Origin of the sequence: Streptomyces sp. NPDC057543, assembly GCF_042801895.1 — a bacterium.
Classification (GTDB): domain Bacteria; phylum Actinomycetota; class Actinomycetes; order Streptomycetales; family Streptomycetaceae; genus Streptomyces.
Genome location: NZ_JBHVFF010000001.1, coordinates 20,044 through 39,766, shown reverse-complemented (window position 1 = coordinate 39,766; position 19,723 = coordinate 20,044). Strand labels below are relative to the sequence as shown.

Annotated in this window: 17 protein-coding genes, 2 tRNA genes and 1 pseudogene; 8 read left to right on the top strand and 12 right to left on the bottom strand. The window is 71.3% G+C overall.

Annotated elements, in window-relative coordinates; translation table 11 throughout:
* The first annotated feature begins 12 nt into the window (after positions 1-12).
* A complete protein-coding gene (gene hutH / locus ACFU8Q_RS00185; protein ID WP_384446115.1) occupies positions 13-1,548 on the top strand; it encodes a histidine ammonia-lyase in 1,536 nt (511 codons plus the stop codon).
* A 123-nt stretch (positions 1,549-1,671) separates the two neighbouring features.
* On the opposite strand, the gene hutG is transcribed toward hutH, so the two are convergent.
* Both hutG and hutU read right to left on the bottom strand, forming a co-directional pair.
* Positions 1,672-2,661 carry a formimidoylglutamase gene (hutG, locus tag ACFU8Q_RS00180; protein WP_384446113.1) on the bottom strand — a complete coding sequence of 330 codons (990 nt, stop codon included), beginning with the start codon at positions 2,659-2,661 and terminating at the stop codon, positions 1,672-1,674.
* Between the two features lie 11 nt (positions 2,662-2,672).
* On the bottom strand, positions 2,673-4,358 hold the full coding sequence (gene hutU, locus ACFU8Q_RS00175; protein WP_384446111.1) for a urocanate hydratase: 1,686 nt from the start codon (positions 4,356-4,358) through the stop codon (positions 2,673-2,675).
* A 221-nt stretch (positions 4,359-4,579) separates the two neighbouring features.
* Between hutU and hutC the strand changes: the two genes are divergently transcribed.
* Complete coding sequence (gene hutC, locus ACFU8Q_RS00170) at positions 4,580-5,347, top strand: histidine utilization repressor (RefSeq protein WP_384446109.1); 768 nt, start codon at positions 4,580-4,582, stop codon at positions 5,345-5,347.
* Between the two features lie 32 nt (positions 5,348-5,379).
* Here hutC and ACFU8Q_RS00165 read toward each other — a convergent pair whose 3' ends face one another.
* Positions 5,380-6,204: an IclR family transcriptional regulator gene (locus ACFU8Q_RS00165; RefSeq protein WP_384446108.1), complete on the bottom strand. Its 825-nt coding sequence runs from the start codon at positions 6,202-6,204 to the stop codon at positions 5,380-5,382.
* 133 nt (positions 6,205-6,337) lie between these two features.
* Between ACFU8Q_RS00165 and ACFU8Q_RS00160 the strand changes: the two genes are divergently transcribed.
* Complete coding sequence (locus tag ACFU8Q_RS00160; RefSeq protein ID WP_384446106.1) at positions 6,338-7,771, top strand: amino acid permease; 1,434 nt, start codon at positions 6,338-6,340, stop codon at positions 7,769-7,771.
* A gap of 46 nt (positions 7,772-7,817) precedes the next feature.
* Here the strand turns inward: ACFU8Q_RS00160 and ACFU8Q_RS00155 are convergent, their stop codons facing one another.
* The 4 genes and pseudogenes from ACFU8Q_RS00155 to ACFU8Q_RS00140 form a co-directional block, all read right to left on the bottom strand.
* Positions 7,818-8,381, bottom strand: a complete 564-nt coding sequence (locus ACFU8Q_RS00155; RefSeq protein ID WP_384446104.1) for a hypothetical protein — start codon at positions 8,379-8,381, stop codon at positions 7,818-7,820.
* Between the two features lie 137 nt (positions 8,382-8,518).
* A pseudogene (locus ACFU8Q_RS00150) lies at positions 8,519-8,692 on the bottom strand (hypothetical protein); the annotation flags it as partial.
* A gap of 181 nt (positions 8,693-8,873) precedes the next feature.
* Positions 8,874-9,557 carry an ABC transporter ATP-binding protein gene (locus ACFU8Q_RS00145; protein ID WP_384446102.1) on the bottom strand — a complete coding sequence of 228 codons (684 nt, stop codon included), beginning with the start codon at positions 9,555-9,557 and terminating at the stop codon, positions 8,874-8,876.
* On the bottom strand, positions 9,554-10,642 hold the full coding sequence (locus ACFU8Q_RS00140) for an ABC transporter permease (RefSeq protein WP_384446100.1): 1,089 nt from the start codon (positions 10,640-10,642) through the stop codon (positions 9,554-9,556). Before ACFU8Q_RS00140 ends, ACFU8Q_RS00145 begins: the two co-directional genes overlap by 4 nt.
* Positions 10,643-10,834: 192 nt before the next feature.
* Here ACFU8Q_RS00140 and ACFU8Q_RS00135 point away from each other — a divergent pair, with 192 nt between their 5' ends.
* Both ACFU8Q_RS00135 and ACFU8Q_RS00130 read left to right on the top strand, forming a co-directional pair.
* The gene (locus ACFU8Q_RS00135; protein WP_384446098.1) at positions 10,835-12,043 is read left to right on the top strand and encodes a sensor histidine kinase; all 1,209 of its coding nucleotides are present in this window, start codon (positions 10,835-10,837) and stop codon (positions 12,041-12,043) included.
* Entirely contained in the window at positions 12,040-12,675 is a 636-nt protein-coding gene (locus tag ACFU8Q_RS00130; RefSeq protein WP_384446097.1) for a response regulator, read from the top strand. Before ACFU8Q_RS00135 ends, ACFU8Q_RS00130 begins: the two co-directional genes overlap by 4 nt.
* Positions 12,676-12,811: 136 nt before the next feature.
* Here ACFU8Q_RS00130 and ACFU8Q_RS00125 read toward each other — a convergent pair.
* Positions 12,812-12,884: transfer RNA gene (locus ACFU8Q_RS00125), tRNA-Ala, on the bottom strand.
* 172 nt (positions 12,885-13,056) lie between these two features.
* Here ACFU8Q_RS00125 and ACFU8Q_RS00120 point away from each other — a divergent pair.
* Together ACFU8Q_RS00120 and ACFU8Q_RS00115 are read left to right on the top strand one after the other, a co-directional pair.
* A complete protein-coding gene (locus tag ACFU8Q_RS00120; protein WP_384446095.1) occupies positions 13,057-13,605 on the top strand; it encodes a helix-turn-helix domain-containing protein in 549 nt (182 codons plus the stop codon).
* Positions 13,606-13,686: 81 nt separating this feature from the next.
* On the top strand, positions 13,687-15,015 hold the full coding sequence (locus ACFU8Q_RS00115) for a serine/threonine protein kinase (protein WP_384446093.1): 1,329 nt from the start codon (positions 13,687-13,689) through the stop codon (positions 15,013-15,015).
* Positions 15,016-15,068: 53 nt separating this feature from the next.
* On the opposite strand, the gene ACFU8Q_RS00110 is transcribed toward ACFU8Q_RS00115, so the two are convergent.
* The 3 genes from ACFU8Q_RS00110 to ACFU8Q_RS00100 all read right to left on the bottom strand — a co-directional run bounded on the left by ACFU8Q_RS00110 (position 15,069) and on the right by ACFU8Q_RS00100 (position 18,717).
* Complete coding sequence (locus tag ACFU8Q_RS00110) at positions 15,069-16,514, bottom strand: hypothetical protein (protein WP_384446091.1); 1,446 nt, start codon at positions 16,512-16,514, stop codon at positions 15,069-15,071.
* Positions 16,514-18,349, bottom strand: coding sequence for a VWA domain-containing protein (locus ACFU8Q_RS00105; RefSeq protein WP_384446231.1), 1,836 nt, complete (start codon positions 18,347-18,349; stop codon positions 16,514-16,516). The genes ACFU8Q_RS00110 and ACFU8Q_RS00105 overlap by 1 nt, the downstream gene beginning before the upstream one ends.
* A 233-nt stretch (positions 18,350-18,582) precedes the next feature.
* On the bottom strand, positions 18,583-18,717 hold the full coding sequence (locus ACFU8Q_RS00100; RefSeq protein WP_003958712.1) for a DLW-39 family protein: 135 nt from the start codon (positions 18,715-18,717) through the stop codon (positions 18,583-18,585).
* A 307-nt stretch (positions 18,718-19,024) separates the two neighbouring features.
* Here ACFU8Q_RS00100 and ACFU8Q_RS00095 point away from each other — a divergent pair, with 307 nt between their 5' ends.
* A complete protein-coding gene (locus ACFU8Q_RS00095) occupies positions 19,025-19,393 on the top strand; it encodes a DUF6344 domain-containing protein (protein WP_384446089.1) in 369 nt (122 codons plus the stop codon).
* Positions 19,394-19,583: 190 nt separating this feature from the next.
* On the opposite strand, the gene ACFU8Q_RS00090 is transcribed toward ACFU8Q_RS00095, so the two are convergent.
* A tRNA-Ile gene (locus ACFU8Q_RS00090) sits at positions 19,584-19,657 on the bottom strand.
* Positions 19,658-19,723: the final 66 nt, after the last annotated feature.

The following is a 19,723-nucleotide window of genomic DNA, read 5'->3' as shown; positions in this document are numbered from 1 at the left end:
CTTCATGGAGACATGACTGTTGATGTTGGTGTCGGCCCGCTCTCTGCCGACGATGTTGTGTCCGTTGCCCGCCTGGGAACTCCGGTGGCCCTGTCGCCGGAGGCGTTGAAGGAGATCGCCCGCAGCCGTGAGGTGATCCGGGGCCTGGCCGACGAGGTGGTGCCGCACTACGGCGTCTCCACCGGTTTCGGGGCGCTGGCCACCCGCCACATCCCTGGCGAACTACGCGCGCAGCTGCAGCGCAGCCTGGTGCGCTCGCATGCCGCGGGTTCCGGCCCCGAGGTCGAGCGCGAGGTCGTCCGTGCGCTCATGCTGCTGCGTCTGTCGACGCTGGCGACCGGCCGTACCGGTGTGCGCACGGAGACCGCCGAGGCCTATGCCGCACTGCTCAACGCCGGCATCACCCCCGTCGTCCACGAGTACGGCTCGCTCGGCTGCTCCGGTGACCTGGCCCCGCTCGCCCACTGTGCGCTCGCCGTCATGGGCGAGGGCACGGTCCGCGACGCCGACGGCACGCTTCTGCCGGCCGCCGAGGCGCTCGCCGCCGCCGGGATCACCCCGGTCGTGCTGGAAGAGAAGGAGGGCCTCGCGCTGATCAACGGCACCGACGGCATGCTCGGCATGCTGGTGCTGGCCGCCCACGATCTGCGCCGGCTGCTGCGCACCGCCGACATCGCCGCCGCCATGAGCGTCGAGGGCCAGCTCGGTACGGACGCCGTGTTCGCGGCCGACCTCCAGGCGCTCCGCCCGCACCCGGGCCAGGCCGACAGTGCCGCGAACCTGCGGGCCCTGCTCGCCGACTCGGGCATCGTCGCCAGCCACCGCACGCCGGAGTGCACGCGGGTGCAGGACGCGTACTCGCTGCGCTGCTCGCCGCAGGTGCACGGCGCGGTCCGCGACACCCTCGCGCACGCCGAACTGGTGGCCGCCCGCGAGCTGGCGAGCGCCGTCGACAACCCGGTGGTCACGCTGGACGGCCGGGTGGAGAGCAACGGCAACTTCCACGGCGCACCGGTCGCCTGTGTGCTGGACTTCCTCGCCATTTCCGTAGCCGACCTGGCCTCGGTCTCCGAGCGCCGTACGGACCGGTTCCTGGACCCGGCCCGCAACCACGGTCTGAACGCCTTCCTGGCGGACGACCCGGGCGTCGACTCCGGCCACATGATCGCCCAGTACACGCAGGCCGCGATCGTCTCCGAACTGAAGCGACTGGCCACCCCCGCCTCCGTCGACTCCATCCCCTCCAGTGCCATGCAGGAGGACCACGTCTCCATGGGCTGGTCCGCGGCCCGCAAGCTGCGCCACGCGCTGGACGGTCTCGGCCGTGTACTCGCGGTGGAGGTCTACACCGCGGCCCGCGCGCTGGACATGCGCGCCCCGCTGACGCCGTCGCCCGCCACCGCGGCGGTACGCGACGGCCTGCGCGAGACGGTCGAGGGCCCCGGACCCGACCGCTGGCTCGCTCCCGAGATCGAGGCCACGGTGCAGTACGTCGCCTCCGGCAGTGCGATCGCCGCCGCGGAGTCCGTCACCGGCCCCCTGGCCTGAACCACCTGTGCGCGCGGCCCGGCGAGTGACTCGCGGGGCAGCGCGCACAGGTATCACGGGGGCGTGCACAAGGCCCCCACCGCGCGGGGGCGGTGCGCCGGTGCGCGCCGTCCCCGCGGGCGGTCACACCGTGCGGGGCGCCGTGCTCCGTGAGGTCACCATGCGGTGGATCAGGCGCGCGCCGGCGCGCGCCGTGCGCTGGTCGACATCGAGGTCCGGGTTCAGCTCGGCGATGTCGCACACGGCGAGCTTGCCGCTCGCGGCCACCTTGGCGCAGACGCGCTCGATGACGTCCATCTGCACGCCGTAGGCGGCGGGGGCGCTGACGCCCGGTGCGACGGCGGCGGGGAGCACATCGAGGTCGATGCTCAGATGCACGACGTCACAGCTCGCGAGGAAGTCGTCGACGAACTTCTCGATACGGGGCAGGTCGAGCAGCCCGCACGCGGTGTCCGGAAGGTAGCGCACCCCGAGCCTGTCGGCGGTGCGGAACAGCCGTTCCGTGTTGCTCGGCTGGCTGACGCCGAGCACCCAGTAGTTCAGCTGCCGCCCGTACCGTTCCTCGCTCTGCGCCATCTGGAGGAACGGCGTGCCGGAGCTGGGCAGGGCGTCGTCGCGCAGGTCGAAGTGCGCGTCGAGGTTCAGCACCCCTGGGCGGCCGCCCTCGCGCAGCACGCGCGTCCGCGCCAGTCCGCGGTAGCTGCCGTACGCGACCTCGTGGCCGCCGCCCAGCACCATCACCTGCTGGCCGCGGTCGACGAGCGCGGCGACCGCACGGCCCAGGCGCTGCTGCGCGGCCTCCAGGTCGCGCCCGGCCACCTCGACGTCGCCGGCGTCCAGCGCGCGCAGCGGTCCCGGCAGCGCCATCGACGCGAGGGCGCGGCGCAGGGCGCCCGGACCGGCCGCCGCGCCCCGGCGTCCCTTGTTGCGGCTCACGCCTTCGTCGCTGCGGAAGCCGACGAACGCCACGTCCCCCGGTTCGGCCCGGTCGGGGTCGAGGTGGACGGCGCGGTGCCAGCGCAGGTTGTCGGCGCCGGCCCCGTCGTCCCGGCCGGTCCACGGCTCGGGCTCCACGTCGGTGAGGCCCATCCCGGTTTCCGTCCCCGTACTCACGACTTCCGTGGTCACCGTGTGCACGTCGCGTCGGCCTCCGTCATCGGGATCCGCACCCCGCGTTCCCCGGCGACCGAGGTGGCATGCTCGTAACCGGCGTCCACGTGCCGGATGACGCCCATGCCGGGGTCGTTGGTCAGGACGCGGGCCAGCTTCTGTCCGGCCAGCTCGGTGCCGTCGGCGATGCAGACCTGACCGGCGTGGATGGAACGGCCCATGCCGACGCCGCCGCCGTGGTGGATGGAGACCCAGGAGGCGCCCGAGGCGGTGTTCACCAGCGCGTTGAGCAGCGGCCAGTCGGCGATCGCGTCGGAGCCGTCGAGCATGGACTCGGTCTCGCGGTACGGCGAGGCGACGGAGCCGGAGTCGAGGTGGTCGCGGCCGATGGCGAGCGGTGCGGACAGCTCACCGGAGGCCACCATTTCGTTGAAGCGCAGGCCGGCGCGGTGCCGGTCGCCGTAGCCCAGCCAGCAGATGCGGGCCGGCAGCCCCTCGAAGGCCACCCGCTCGCCGGCCATCCTGATCCAGCGGTGCAGGTGTTCGTTGTCCGGGAAGAGCTCCAGGAGAGCCTTGTCGGTGGCCTCGATGTCCTTGGGGTCGCCGGACAGCGCGGCCCAGCGGAACGGGCCGAGGCCCTCCTCGAACAGCGGGCGGATATGGGCCGGAACAAAGCCCGGGAAGTCGAACGCGCGCCGGTAACCGGCCTTGCGGGCCTCGTCGCGGATGGAGTTGCCGTAGTCGAAGACCTCGGCGCCGGCGTCGAGGAAACCGACCATGGCCTCGACCTGCCGGGCCATCGACGCGCGCGCACGGTCCGTGAAGCCCGCCGGGTCCTTGGCGGCCTCCTCGTGCCACTGTTCGAGGCTCACGCCGACGGGGAGATAGGCCAGCGGGTCGTGGGCCGAGGTCTGGTCGGTGACGATGTCGATGGGTGCGCCCGTCTCCAGCAGCTTCGGGAACACCTCGGCGGCGTTTCCGGCCAGCCCGATGGACAGCGGCCGGCGTGCGTCGCGGGCCTCGGTCGCGAGCCGCAGCGCGTGGTCCAGGTCGTCCGCGGCGACGTCGAGGTAGCGGTGTGCGATCCGGCGCTCGATGCGCGTGGGGTCGCAGTCGACGCAGATCGCGACGCCGTCGTTCATCGTCACCGCGAGCGGCTGGGCGCCGCCCATGCCGCCCAGCCCGGCGGTGAGGGTGATGGTGCCGGCCAGGGTGCCGCCGAACTTCTTGCGCGCGACGGCGCCGAAGGTCTCGTAGGTGCCCTGCAGGATGCCCTGACTGCCGATGTAGATCCACGAGCCGGCTGTCATCTGCCCGTACATGGTCAGGCCCTGGGCCTCCAGCGACCGGAACTCCTCCCAGTTCGCCCAGTCGCCCACCAGGTTGGAGTTGGCGAGCAGCACGCGCGGCGCCCACTCGTGGGTGCGCATGACACCGACCGGCTTGCCGGACTGGACCAGCAGCGTCTCGTCGTCCTTGAGCGTCTTGAGGGTGCGGACGATGGCGTCGTAGGCGGCCCAGTTACGGGCGGCCTTGCCGGTCCCGCCGTAGACGACCAGATCCTCCGGGTGCTCGGCCACCTCGGGGTCGAGGTTGTTCATGAGCATGCGCAGGGCACCCTCCTGCTGCCAGCCGAGGCAGTTCAGTTCGGGGCCGCGCGGGGCGCGTACGCCCGGTGCTGTCAGGGAATTTCCGGTCATGCTGCACTCCTGGGGGGAGGGAGACGTAGAGGCTGTTGCGCCTGCCATGACACGTGACCGGCGGATGCGGAGCCAGCGACGCCCCGCCGGTTTCTCGGATCCGAGACCCTGACCGGCGGCCGGCCGCCGTGGAGGCGGCCTCCTCTAGGATTCCGGTGCGGGCGCCGTGTGTCGGGGGTGCCTCCCGCCGGAGGCGGGCGGAGCGGCAATGGCTGACGAGGATGGTGAATGGCTTGGTCGTCGAGGCGGCGGAACTCGCCCGGCTGTACGGGCAGCGGGCGCCCGGCTCCGCTCCCGCGTACCAGCGGGTGAAGGACCTCGTGGCCGAGCAGGTCACCGCCGGCCACTGGGCCGAGGACGACGCTCTGCCGTCGGAGAGCCAGTTCGTCGAGGCACTCGGCCTGTCCCGGATGACGATCAACCGTGCGCTGCGCGAGCTGGCCACGGAAGGCGTGATCCGCCGGGTCATGGGAGTGGGCAGCTTCGTCGCTCCGAGAAAGGGCAGCTCAGCCCTTGCGGGGGTGCACAACATCGCCGACGAGGTGCGCCGCCGGGGTCATCACTATCGCGCGCGGGTGCTGTCCGTACGCGAGGAGCGGGCCGATCCGAAGGCCGGCGCCCAGCTCGGTCTCGGTGCGGGAGGGGCGGTCTTCCACTCCCGCGTGGTGCATTACGAGGACGACGTGGCGATCCAGCTGGAGGACCGTTACGTCAATCCGGCCTTCGCCCCCGGCTATCTGGAGCAGGACTTCACCCTGCAGACTCCGTTCGCCTTCCTGTCCAAGGTCGCGCCGCTCGGCAAGGGCGAACACATCGTGGAGGCGGTGCTGGCGTCCGCGGAGGAGTGCGCGATTCTCGGTGTCGCGCCGTCCGAGCCGTGCTTGCTGATTCAGCGCCGCACCTGGTCACGGGACGCCCTCGTCAGCGTCGCGCGGCTCCTGCACCCCGGCTCGCGCTATCGCCTCGAAGGCGCGTTCGACACGCACTGACCGCTCGGGTCCCCCAGGGCCTTTCGTTCGGATCACGCCGGATCAAGCCCCTGGGCCCCGGGGGCCCGGCCGGAGACGGCCGCGGTGAGCCGGGCGGCGCCCCGCACCAGGATGTCCCGCACCTGGTCCACGTCGTGCCGACAGTGGTGCCGGCGCCAGGTGCTGCTGATCGCCGCGACCGGCCGCTCGTTGTGGTCGAACGCCGCCACGCCCATCGAGCGGAACCCTTCGGAGACCATCTCGACCTCCTGCGACCAGCCGCGCTCACGCTCCTGTGCAAGGGCGCCCGCCAGCCCCGCCAGCGTGCGCGGGCCCCTGCCGGTGCGGGTGGTGAGGTCGCCGGGCCGGGGGAACAGAGCCCGCAGCTGCGCATCGGACGCGTGGGCGAGGATGGCCCGTCCGTTGGCGGTGAGATGGGCCGGCAGCCGTACGCCGATGTCCGTGACGAGCGTGATGTCGACGTCCCCGGTCCTGCCCGAAGGCGGCCGCTCCTTGAGCAGATAGACCGTCTCCGCGCCGTCGAGGATGCCCATGTGCACCGTCTGGCCCAGGCGGTCGGCCAGGGTGCGCAGGATGGGGCGCGCGAGCCGCTCCAGGGGCTCGTGCCGCAGATAGGCGGAGCCGACCTCGAAGGAGGTGACCCCCAGGCCGTACGCCTGGTCCTTCGGGACGTAGGTGACGAAGCCGCGGTCGGCCAGGACGGAGAGGATGTGGTACGCGGACGAGCGGGGGATGCCCAGGTCACGGGCGAGCGCCGCGGCCCGCACCAGTCCCGGGCGCCCGGCAAGGTACACAAGGATGTCCAGCGCCCGCCCGACGGCCGGCGACGCACTCGACGCCACTGCGCGTTCACTCACCGGACCACCTCTTGACGCTCCTGTATATGCAGGAATATACAGGCCTCTCCGTTCGCCGCACAGGTGTGCGTCCACGGATCACGTGGCCGGTGACCAGTGCCCCGCCGCGCACTCTGAACAGAGAGGCAATCGTTTGAGCACCGACACTGCGGGCCTGAGCAGGGGGCTGCGGTCCCGGCACATCCGCTTCATCGCACTGGGATCCGCGATCGGCACCGGACTCTTCTACGGCTCCTCCGAATCCATCAAGGCCGCCGGGCCCTCGGTCCTCCTGGCGTACCTGATCGGCGGCGCGGCGGTCTTCCTGGTGCTGCGGTCCCTGGGCGAGATGGCAGTGCGTTCCCCGTGCGCCGGCTCGTTCGGTGAGTACGCGACGAAGCACCTCGGCCCGCTCGCCGGTTTCACAACCGGGTGGACGTACGCCTTCGAAATGGTCATCGTCTGCATCGCGGACATCACGGCGCTGGGCCTCTACATGGGCTTCTGGTTCCCGGACGTCCCGCGCTGGACCTGGATGCTCGCCGCCATCCTCGTCATCGGCGCACTCAACCTGCTGAGCGTCAAGGTCTTCGGCGAGCTGGAATTCTGGCTCTCCCTGCTGAAGATCGTCGCCATCATCGCGATGATCGCGGCCGGCATCGCCGTGATCGTCTTCGGTCTCGGCAGCAGCGACGGCCACCACGTCGGCGTATCGAATCTCTGGAACAGCGGCGGTTTCTTCGCGAACGGCGCCCACGGATTCGTGATCTCGTTCGCCGTGGTCATGTTCGCCTTCGGCGGCACGGAGATCATCGGTGTCACCGCCGGCGAGGCCGAGTCCCCGGAGAAGACCATCCCGAGCGCGGTCAACTCCATCCCCCTGCGCATCATTCTCTTCTACGTACTGACCCTCGCGGTCATCATGTCGGTCAACCCCTGGCAGAACGTCGACACGTCGGGGAGCCCCTTCGTCGAGATCTTTGCCGGTATCGGCCTCAAGTCCGCGGCCACCGTACTGAACGTCGTGGTCCTCACCGCCGCCCTCTCGGCGATCAACAGCGACATCTTCGCCGCGGGCCGCATGATGTACGGCATGGCCCAGCGCGGGCAGGCGCCCGCGGTCATGCGGCGGCTCACCCGCAACGGCGTGCCGTGGATGACCATCGTCATCATGATCGGAGCCCTGCTGTTCGGCGTCCTGATGAACTACCTGATGCCCGACAACATCTTCCTGATCATCTCCTCGATCGCGACATTCGCCACGGTATGGGTGTGGCTGATGATCCTGCTGACCCAGGTGAAGGCGCGGTGGCAGATGACGCCCCAGGAGGCGACGGCCCTGAAGTTCCCGGCCCCCTTCTGGCCGTACGGCCAGCTGGCCGCCATTGCCTTCATGATCGGCATCATGATCGTTCTCGGCTTCTACGACAGCACCCGGATCGCCCTGGTCGTCGGCGTCGTATGGCTGGCGCTCCTCACGGCCGTCCACCACCTGTGGATGCGGCCGCGGCGCCCTCGGCCGGAGCCGCCCACCGCCGCGGAAGCGGAAAGGGAGGCCGTTCCCGCGGCGGCACCGCGACGGGGATAGCCGCAGCCACCCGTCGGCGGCCCGCTCGCGACCCGGAACACACCGCTCATCCGTCTGCTCCCCGCCGGATCTGCCGCAGCAGTCCGGCGAGGGTGAGCAGCCACGCGAGGACAGCGATCCACAGAAAAGCGCGACCGGCCGTCGCGATCTGGTGGATGCCGGTGGCCGAGGCGGAGGTGAGGGAGACGACGGCGACCATGCCCAGGGGGAAGACCGTGGACCGGCGGCGAATGTCGTAGTGCGGGCGGGGGCGGGCGAGTTCGGCGGCGGCCAGGACGAAATACCAGGCGAACGCGAGCGCGAGCAGGGCCGGCATCGCCGCGCGAAGCGCGGTGGGGGCACCGCCGGTCCAGACGGGGGACGTCAGGAGTTTCGACCCGGCCAGGGCGGAAATCGCCGCCGCGCCCCCGGCGACCCACTGGTCGCCGCCTCCGGTGACGACCTGCCGGAGAGCGAAGTGGTGGAGCGCCACGAGGTAGAGGAGCACGCCGAGGCAGAACAGCGCGAACCCGGCCCTGGCGAGCCAGGCCCCGTACGCCGGGGCGAGCGTGCCCGCCAGTACGGCGAGTCCTTGGGTGGCGACGCAGGCGAGGAAGACCGCACCCGGCATCCGCCGACGCCAGTGGCAGAGGCCCGCGAGCAGCAGCCCCGGCCACGTGAGCGCCGCGACGGCGAGCAGGGAGGCGGCGAGGACGTACCGGTCGAGCAGGGCGAGATGCCGAGTACGCAGGTCGCGGCGACGACGGTGATGGCGGGCGGAGTGCCGGCCTCCGCGATCCAGCCGGCCCGGTCGCACAGCAGCCGCCGGCCGAAGTCCACGGTGAGCAGCAGCCACAGCCCGACGCTCAACGCGAGCAGGACCGCGGAGAGAACGGGGTGGCCGGCCAGCGACAGACCCACGGAGATGATGCCGGTGGCCATCACCGCGGCCCCGGCGGCGGGGGGCAGTCCGGCCCACCGGTGCGGAAGGCGGTGCTTCGTCACCCGTCCATCGCATCGTGCCCGGAGCGGCGCCACCATCGGGGAGGTCCGCACGGATCGGGCCGCGGCCTGCAGGCCGTCGCGCCCGGCCGCGCGGGGCCCGCCGTCGGCGTCGGTACGTTCAGCGCGCGGGTGCGGGCAGGGTGAGGCGTCCGTCGTGGACTTCGGCAATCTGGTCGACGGCGGTGAGGTGGGCGCGGTCGTGGGTGACGAGGACGGTGGCGGTGGCCTTCTGGTGGGTGAGCCGGGTGATCAGGTCGATGACGGCGGCGCCTCGATCGTGGTCCAGGGCGCTGGTGGGTTCGTCGACCAGGAGGACGGTGGGGTCGTTCATCAGGGCGCGGGCGATGTTGATGCGCTGGCGCTGGCCGCCGGAGAGCTGGTGGGGACGTCGGCCCGCCTGGTCGGTCAGGCCGACGGCGTCCAGCAGCTCCATCGCGCGCGGGCGGGCCGCGGACGGGGAACGGCCGTCGATCCGGGCCATGACCTGGAGCTGTTCGGCCGCGGTGAGGGAGGGCAGCAGGTTGGGCTGCTGGAAGACGATGCCGATCTTGTGACGGCGCAGATCGGTCAGTTCGCCGCGGGTCATGCCGGTGGTGCTGGTGCCGTCGATAGTGACGGTGCCGGCCTCGGGGGTGATAAGGGTGGCGGCGACGGCGAGGAGGCTGGACTTGCCGGAGCCGGAGGGGCCGACGACGGCGGTGAGGCTGCCCTTGGGGACGTCGAGGCCGACCCGGTCCAGGGCGGTGAGGCGGCTCTCGCCGTCGGGGTAGGTCAGGGTGATGTCGGTCAGGTTCAGGCTCATCGTGCGCTCCCCAGGGCGGTCAGCGGGTCGACGGAAGTGATACGGCGGATGGACAGGGCAGCCCCGAGCGCGCCGAGCAGGATCATCACGGCGGCCGGGACGAGGACGGTTGCCGGGGTGAGGAGGAAGGGCACGGACGAGCCGGACACGGCGGCGCCGACAGCGACGGCGAGTCCGGTGCCGAGCAGGGTGCCGCCCGCCAGGAGGACGACGGCCTGGCCGAGGGCGTCCTTCAGCAGGCCGGCGGTGGAGGCGCCCAGGGCCTTGAGGACGGCGACATCACCGCTGCGCTGGATGGTCCACACCGTGAAGAAGGCGCCGATGACCAGCGCGGAGATGGCGAACAGGAAGCCGCGCATCAGCTGCAGGGAGCCGTTCTCGGAGGTGTAGGAGCCGATCGCGGACAGCGAGTCGTCCTTGGACACCGTCTTCGTGCCCACGGCCTCGTCGGTCGCGTCCACCTCGGCGCCCGATGTGGTCGTGAGTGCGATGACGGTCGCGGCGGGGCCGTCCGGGCCGCCGGTGGGCGGGGCGGTCCTCTGCCAGGTGGTGAGGCTGGTCCAGACGACGGGGGTGTGACTGAAGGAGGCCTCCCCGCTCGTGGCGGCGACGGTCAGCCGCTGACCGGCGACGGTGACCGTGTCGCCCGGCTTCGCACCGAGACTGTCGGCGGCAGCGGTGGACAGCACCACCGAACGGTCGTCGATCTTCCCGCTGCCGGGGGCCAGGCCGGAGCCGGGCCGGACACCGAAGACGGACACGCCCTCGCTCCGGTCGCCCGCGGTGGCCTTGGTGGTGGAGATGCCCAGCGGCTCGGCGCTGCTCACCCCGGGTGCCTCGGCCCACCGCTGCCACTGCTCCCGGGTGACCGTGGAATTGGAGTACGACACGTCCTGCCCGCTGCTCGGAGCGGCGAAAGCGATCCTGTCCGCGGGCAGGCCCGTGATCGCGGAGATGTTCTGCCGGCCGAGCCCGGCGGTCAGCCCGGACAGCAGCCCGACCAGCAGCGTGATCAGCACGATGACGGTTCCCATCAAGGCGAAGCGCCCCTTGGCGAACCGGAGGTCTCTCCAGGCGACGAACATGTTCCGGCCTGCCCTTTCACTGGTGGATTCGGTACCTCTTCACGTGTGGAATCGGTACGCACCCACCCTCGCCGCCGCCACCGTGCCCAGGCATCGCCCCCAGGATCGGACTTTTGGAATCAAAGGACGGCGCCTGCTCTACACCTTTTGATTGATGCCCGGTATGGGTCGTTTCCGTAGACTGGGTGCCTCATGAGCACCCTCACTCCCACCACCAGGGCCCTGGCCTGGTGCCTGCACCTGCTGGTCATCGGCCTGCTCGCCCTGACCGTGGTCCGGGCCCTGGGCACGGGGGAATCCCGGGCCGGCCTCATCGTCACCGTCTGTACGGCGCTGGGGGTGGCGTACGCGCTGGGCCCGCTGCTGCCCCGTATCAGCGACTCCCGCCGGGCCGCCGCGCTGTGGCTGGGCGTGGTGGGCGCCATCTGGCTGGTTCTGCTGGTCCTGACCGCCGACGCGGTGTGGCTGGCGTTCCCGCTGTACTTCCTCCAGCTCCATCTGCTGCCTCGCCGCGGCGGCCTGATGTCGGTCGTCGCCACCGCCGTCGCGGCGATCACGGCCTTCTCCGCCCACCAGGGCGCCTTCGCCGCGGCCACCGCGATCGGCCCGGCGCTGGGCGCCGCCGTCGCCGTGGCCGTGGTGTGGGGCTACCAGGCCCTGTACCGGGAGAGCGAACAGCGCCGACAGCTGATCGAGGAACTCACCACCACCCGCGCCGACCTCGCCGCCGCCCAGCACACCGCCGGCGTCCTGGCCGAACGCGAACGCCTCGCCCGCGAGATCCACGACACCCTCGCCCAGGGCCTCTCCAGCATCCAGTTGCTCCTGCGCGCCGCCGAACGCGCCCTGCCCGCCCGGCCCGAGGCCGCCGGCCGCTACATCGACCAGGCCCGCCAGACGTCCGTGGACAACCTCGCCGAAGCCCGCCGGTTCGTCGCTGCCCTCACACCGCCCGCGCTGGAAGGCACCACCCTGGCCGGAGCCCTGGAACGACTGTGCGCCACGACCAGCACCCAGCACCCCCTCACCGCCCGCTTCCACCTCACCGGCGAGCCCGTACCCCTGCCCACCGCCCACGAAGTCGCCCTGCTGCGCATCGCGCAGTCCGCGCTGTCCAACACCGTCCGTCACGCACACGCCACCACCGCCGAGGTGACTCTCAGCTACCTCGACGACGAGGTGGCCCTCGACGTCGTCGACGACGGCACCGGCTTCGACCCCACCCGCCTGCCCGCTCCCGATCCGGCCACCGGCGGTTTCGGACTGGCCGCCATGCGCGCCCGCACCCACGCCCTCGGCGGCACCCTCAGCATCGAATCCGCCCCCGGCCGAGGCAGTGCCCTCGCAGCGCAGCTCCCCGCCCACCCGGCACTCCGAACCGACGACGAGGCCCAGCCGTGACCGACACCCCCATCCGTCTGCTGCTCGCCGACGACCATCCCGTCGTACGGGCCGGACTGCGCGCCGTACTGGAGACCGAACCGGACTTCACCATCGTGGCCGAGGCCGCCACGGCCGAGGAAGCGGTCACTCTGGCCGGCGAACTCGACATCGACGTCGTTCTGATGGACCTCCAGTTCGGTCGGGGCATGAACGGCTCCCAGGCCACCGCCGCCATCACCGCCCGCCCCGGGGCACCCCGGGTCCTGGTCGTCACCACCTACGACACCGACGCCGACACGCTGCCCGCCATCGAAGCCGGCGCCACCGGTTACCTCCTCAAGGACGCCCCGCCCGAGGAACTGGCCGCCGCCGTTCGGACCGCCGCCGCCGGGCGCACCACCCTCGCCCCCACGGTCGCCGACCGGCTCATGAACCGCCTGCGCACTCCCCGTACCGCGCTGACCCGTCGTGAGACGGAAATCCTCGGTCTGGTCGCCGACGGCCTGTCCAACCAGCGCATCAGCGACCGGCTCAGCCTCACCCAGGCCACCGTGAAGTCCCACCTGGCCCACATCTACGCCAAGCTCGGCGTCGACTCCCGCACAGCCGCCGTCGCCGCCGCCACCGACCTCGGCCTCATCCGCCGCTGAGGACCGGCGCACGGCGGCCGCTGAACATGGCGCCATGCACCCTGTTCAGCTGTGCAGAGCGAGGTAGGGCGCGATGGCCACGCAAAAAGGGTCCCCTGGCCGCGTTTTCGCAGTCCAGGGGACCCTTCTACCGATGTGGAGCCTAGGAGATTCGAACTCCTGACATCTGCCTTGCAAAGGCAGCGCTCTACCAACTGAGCTAAGGCCCCGAAAAACGGACAGCACCGGACGCTTCAGCGTCTCGGCGACCGCCGCAGACCAGAGTACCGGGTACCCCCCGGAATCTTGCAAAAAGACAGGGACTCCCGGTCCGCGACCACGCTCCGTAAGATGCTCGACGAGGTTCGCAGCAGCGAAGCCGCAGCGAAGGGGAGACGCGCCATGGATGCAGCTCAGCAAGAGGCAACAGCAAGAGCCAGGGAACTTCAGCGCAGTTGGTACGGAGAGCCCCTCGGGGCGCTCTTCCGTCGGCTGATCGATGATCTCGGCCTGAACCAGGCCCGGCTCGCCGCGGTCCTCGGGCTGTCCGCCCCCATGCTCTCCCAGCTGATGAGCGGCCAGCGGGCGAAGATCGGCAACCCCGCGGTCGTCCAGCGCGTCCAGGCGCTCCAGGAACTGGCCGGTCAGGTCGCCGACGGCAGCGTCAGCGCGGGAGAGGCGACCGACCGCATGGAAGAGATCAAGAAGTCCCAGGGCGGCTCCGTCCTCACCGCCACCAGCCAGACCTCCAACACCGGCGGCGCCCCGACCGTCCGGCGCGTGGTGCGCGAGATCCAGTCGCTGCTGCGGTCCGTCGCGGCCGCCGGTGACATCATCGATGCCGCCGACTCCCTCGCCCCGACCCACCCGGAGCTGGCAGAGTTCCTCAAGGTGTACGGCGCGGGGCGCACCGCGGACGCGGTGGCGCACTACGAGGGACACCAGAGCTAGGGCCTGTCCGACAGGTCCTGGGGCACTACCCCCGAGAACCGGGCACGAGCCGGAACAGGAACTGGGAGCGGGCGCAGCGCAATGGGTGAGGTCTTCGCTGGTCGGTACGAACTGATCGATCCGATCGGACGTGGTGGGGTCGGCGCCGTCTGGCGCGCCTGGGACCACCGGCGCCGCCGTTATGTGGCGGCCAAGGTCCTCCAGCAGAGCGACGCACACACGCTGCTGCGCTTCGTCCGCGAGCAGGCGCTGCGGATCGAGCATCCGCATGTCCTCGCCCCGGCCAGCTGGGCCGCGGACGACGACAAGGTCCTGTTCACCATGGATCTGGTGAGCGGCGGTTCGCTGGCCCATGTCATCGGTGACTACGGGCCGTTGCCGCCTCGCTTCGTCTGCACGCTGCTCGACCAACTGCTGTCCGGGCTGTCGACCGTGCATGCGGAGGGCGTCGTGCACCGGGACATCAAACCGGCCAACATCCTGATGGAGGCCACCGGCACCGGGCGGCCGCATCTGCGGCTGTCCGACTTCGGCATCTCCATGCGCAAGGGCGAGCCGCGCCTCACCGAGACCAACTACGTGGTGGGAACGCCGGGTTACTTCGCGCCCGAGCAGATGATGGGCGCGGAGCCCGACTTCCCCGCGGACCTGTTCGCGGTCGGCCTGGTGGCGCTGTATCTGCTGCAGGGGAAGAAGCCGGACGCGCAGGCCATCGTCGAGCACTTCGCCGCGTACGGAACTCCCAGCGCCCCGGAGGGGATTCCCGAACCACTGTGGCAGGTCCTCGCAGGGCTGCTGCAGCCGGATCCCCAGGCCAGGTTCCGTACGGCCACGGGCGCGCGCAAGGCGCTGACGGCCGCGGTCGACATGCTGCCCGAGCCCGGCACCGACGACGAGCCGGTGGAGGTCTTCGACCAACTCGGTCCGCTGCCCGCCGGCTTCGGACCCGACGGACCGGTCACGGCCCCCAGAACAGCCGTGCAGGACGTGCACCCCGCACCCCCCGGCCCCGCGGCTCAGCACCCCGTACAGCAGCCCTACACCCCGCCTCCGGTCCCGATGTCGGAGACGGGCAGCTTCCACCTTCCGCCACCCCCGCAGCAGCCCGCACCGCTGCCCCCGCAGGCACAGGCGGCCACGCCTCCCACTCCGCTCCCGGCGCACACGGCTGCCCCGTTCGTCACGCATGCACCCGATCCTTCGCAGGCCCCCACCGCCCCGGTGCACCACGAGCCGGCTCTCACCCGGGCGTACACCGCCGGGCAGCCGCAGGTCCCCGCTCCGGGATCAGGATTTGCCGCGCACGTGCCGCGGAGGCGTCCGGGACCGCCTACGAAGGTGGCGGTCCCGGTCCTGCTGGTGGCGCTGATCTGCTTCGCCGTGGGTGTCTGGGCGCTGACCCAGAGCTGAGTGCGTCGTCGGGCGGAGCCCCGCCGCCGTACGCGGCAGTGGTTCCGGCCCGGCTACCAGGCCTGCGGCGGGCCTGGGTAGGGCGGTTGTCCGCCCCCGCCCGGTCCGCCCGCGGCCGGACCGTTCGAACCGGGCGCAACGGCCGGTCCCACCGAAGCCGCCACACCCTCCGCAGCCGCGAAGGCCTCCGGCCCCGCCATGGCCGCCGGACCCGTCGGGGCGGCCACCGCGCGGCGCCGTGCCAGCAGCGTCCACACGCCGAGCCCGAGCACCAGCACGGCACCCGCGCTTATCCCGGCCACGCCGACCGCCTTCATGGTGCTGCTCCTGGCAGCCTCGGGACCGCTCCGGCCGCTCTCGGCCATGTCCCTGTCGTCCTGCGTGACCGAGAAGGTCCCCGCGCCCCCCGCGTACGGCGACGTCTTCGCCTTCCCCTCCACCTTGATCTTGAGGATCAGCGGAATCGCCTGGTCACCGTACGAGTTCGCGATCTTCGGGCTGAGCGTCACCGACAGGTAGTACCAGCCGGCGAACCGCATGGCGCTGACGCTGCTGGTGGAGTCGTAACGGTTCTCGTACGCCACCGGAGGCAGCGGATCCAGCGATACGGACGCGGGCTTGCCGGAGTAGGACAGCGGACTCACATCGTCGACGTGGCCGTGGGCCGGGTTGTCCACGGACATCGCGAGAGCGTTGCCGATGTACTCGTCCGAGGCGTTGTTGTTGCTCAGGTCGGCGGTGGCGAAGATCTGCTGGCCCCAGTCCACCGGAACCCGGTAGAAGCGGGTCTGCCCCGGCGCGATGTCGTCGTGCCACTCGCCGGTGCCCAGGCTGGTGGCGTCGTAGTAGCTGGTGCCGCCCGACCGCTGCTGCGGGGCGGCGGTGGGCGGCTCGGGGGAGGCCGACGGCCAGTTCTCCGGTGCCTCGGTCGGCATCGACCCGGCCGATTTCAGCTTCGGTTCCGACTCGTAGCGCAGCTCCAGGTCCCACTCGCCGGGTGACGAGGTCGCCTTGCTCTCCCGCTCGATCAGGACGTTGTACGTGCCCGCTTCCTGACAGGTACTGCTGTCCTTCTCCACGTTCCGGTAGGCGTACGCCGCGATCGGACGCGGGAACTCCGCCGACTCGAACCGGGCGTCCTGCGAGCTGCACTGCCGGTCCGTGCTGTCCCTGATGCTGACCTTGATGCCGTCCCCGTAGGCGACCTCGCCGCCGTCCCTGGGCACGGCCACCGCCGAGACGTACGCGTCCGTCTTCGCGTCGAGGTTCAGGCGGTAGTAGAGCTTCTCGCCGCGCTTGATCAAGCTCTTGTAGACCGATCCGGGCGTGAGCGCCGACGCCTCGGTGCTGACCTCCGCGCCGCTGACCGTCTTCGCCCTGGGATCGAAGGTGTACGCGGCGTCCTCCCCGGCCGCGTACGCCTGCCCCGGCAGCGCCGCCGCCGCGCACATCGCCGCGACGGCGGCCAGCGCCACCCGGCCCCTGTTGCGCTGCCTCATCACGCGCTTCCCCTCGTCGTCCGTGCGGCGCGCCCGCGACGCCCGCGCACGAACACGAGCCCCGCGATCACCACCACCGCGGCGCCCGCCCCGGCAGCGGCCGCAATGCCGGTCCATCCTGCCCCGCCCGTACCGCTGCTGTCTCCGACGCCGCTCGAATTGCCCTTCTTATCCACCTTCTTGGCCACGACACCAGCATGGTGCTGGGGGCCGGCCAGCTCGTCACCGAGCACCGCGACCCGCAGCACCACCCCGATCCGCGCGTTCTCCGCGATCTCGGCAGCCCCCGCCCCCAGCGTCACCGAGATGTAGAAGTCGCCCCCGGCGTGCACGGGCTGGACTGCGGAGCGGTACTCGTACCGATTGGTCCAGGCGACCGGCACCCCGCCCATCCTGACCACCGACGGCCGACCGTTGTACGTGGTCCTCGGGGTGAACTCGCTGCCTCCGGCGAGCGGGAACCGAGCGGGGGTGAAGAGCTGCGTCGCGCCGTACGAGTACGTGGCGGCGCCGTTCCCCACCGTGGGCTCGTTGGCGAACTCCACGTCGTAGCGCACCTGCTGGCCCCAGCCGGCCGGGACCTTGTACCAGAGGGTCTGCGACGGAAGGATCCGGTCGCGCCATACGCCCGGGCCGAGTTCCTCGGCGTCGTTGAAGCCGGTACCACCCCGCACGTCGCGGGGGTCGCCGGCGGGCAGCACGGCGTCCTTGCCGCCCTTGCCGTACTCCGGCTGCGACTGGGCGGGGGTGACCCCCTTCGCCAGCGGCGCCTCCACTCCGTGGACGAGTTCGAGCGGCCAACGCGCGGCGTCGGAGCCCCTCTTGCTCTCCCGCTCCACCACCAGCCAGTACCGCCCGGCCCGGTCGCAGGCGCGGGTGCCCCGCTCCGCCGGGATACGGGCGACCGCCGAGGTCAGCGGGGCCGCGCCCTCCTTCTGGTAGAAGCGCGCGGTGTCCGTCGCGCACGAACTGTCGGTGCCGTGCGCGATGCTGGTGCGCAGCGCGTCGAACGTGTCGACGGCCGCCCCGGGCTGCGGCACCGCCGTCACCGAGAAGTCCGCCGTCGAAACGGCATCCAGACCGACGGCGTAGTACCGCTTCTCACCGGGCCCGATGGTGTCCAGATACTGCCCGGGTACGAGCACGGGCGCCCCCGCACGCGTCGCCGCGCCCTCGACCCGCTCGCCCCGGAAGCGGTAACCGTCCGCGGAGAGCTGGGACGCCCGTTGCAGCTGCCGGGCCAGCGCGGCGGCGTCCGGCGCGTCGTAGTAACGGCCGTTGCCCGCCGCCGCGACGCATTCGAGCTGCTCACGGGCCGCGCCCTTCACCTGGAAGCCCACGGTGTCGATCCGCAGCCCGGTCCCCTCCCCGGCCAGCTGCTCGGCGACCTCGCAGGGCCGCGGCGCACCGCAGTTGTCCTCGCCGTCGGAGATCAGCAGGATCGTGCGCGTTCCGGCGGCCCCTCCCACGGGCCGTGGAAGGTCCTCGGCGGCCCTGCGCAAGGACAGCCCGATGGGAGTGTCACCCCGGGGCTCCACGGCCGCCACGGCCCGCTTCACGGCCGTCCGGTCGAGCCTCCGGACCGGCTGTACGAGTCTGGTGTCCGCGCAGCCCCGGGGGCGGTCGGCGCCGTACACCCGCAGACCGGTCGGATACCCGTCGGGGAGGTTGTCGACGACGGAACCGACGGCCGTACGGGCACTCTCCAGCCGGGTGCGCCCCGTACCGTCGTCGTCCGCCATGGAGCCGGACGAGTCGAGCACCATGACCAGGCTGCCGCCCGGACCGGCGCCCGTCTCCCGCGAAGCGCCGGGTGCGGCCGCCGCGGCCGGCATCGCCCCCACCACCAGGGCGAGCAGCGCCCCGCCGATCCATGCCCCCGCAACCGCAGTGCGGCGGCAGTGATCCCGTGTCCTCACTCGTGCCCCCCGACCGAAAAGCCGACCCTTTTGCTCCCGCAACCTATTGATTTGCTTAGGTGAACTCAAGGGCACAGGTGTCACGGTCCCGCAACAGCACGAAGCCCCGGCCGCTCAGCGACCGGGGCCCGCAATCAGACTGTTCTGTCTCACACACCCGAACCTGCGGGCACGGAGTCAGTCGCCTCCGTCCACAGATCCTGCTCGGCGCGATCCGCCTGGATCTGGCGGTACACGAGGAGCCCGCCGATGGCGGCCAGTGCGACCAGGAGAAGCTTCTTCACCGCGCGACCTCGTCTTTCCTTGACGTAGGGGACTTCTGCCGCCCGACTATACACACCGGCCGATATCGATCGGTGACCTACCTGCGACCCAATTGGCGCCCAGGGAAGAGCGATCACCCGAGAGTCACCCGGGCCGGAGATCACGCCCGCGCGGGCCGCCCCTCACAAGCCCGTCGAGGCCGGTTGCACCAGACGAGTGGTGTTCATCTGAAGATCGGCGGATCCGCGGCGTCGGTCCACGAAATCCAGGGCCGGATCCACATCATCGGAAAGGTAAGCAAACCGGACGACCCGAAAGCGAGGGGCCATGAGCACCTTCAAGGCCAAGAACATCTGGACCGCCCTCATCACCGCCTTCTTCGCCGTCCTCGCCGCACTGGGGCTCATGAGCACCCCGGCGGCGGCCACGGAACAGAACACCCCGGAGCCGACCACCACGAACCACGAGCACATGGGTGCGACGGCGGCAACCGCGACCACTCCGTCGGTCCGCTGGACCCTTCCGCGTGACAGGGCGCTGCCACCCACGATGAAGCAGCGGATCCGTGCCGAAGCACACGGCTCCTCACCCGCCGCCCACCAACTGTCCACGGACACGACGGCCACGGAATCCAGGAACACCGCCCACGCCACCCACGGAGCCCCGGCGGGGGACGCGTCCCTCCTCCCTCCATGAGAGCCGCACAACTGACGTACAGAGCCCCCGGGACCGGTTCACACCGGACGGGGGCTCCTTCGTGCGCTCCACGCCCCACCCGGCTCCGACACACCCCACGCACCCGAACCCGCACCAGGCACACACCGCCCCGCCCACACGCAGAAGACCCGGTGTCTCCGAGGAGATACCGGGCCTTCTGTTGTCACTGTGGGGCTAACAGGATTTGAACCTGTGGCCTCATCCTTATCAGGGATGCGCTCTAACCAACTGAGCTATAGCCCCGCCGCGCTGCGCGCTGACTTCTGAAGATTAGCGCACGTCGGGGCCAGTCCCAAAATCGATACTCCG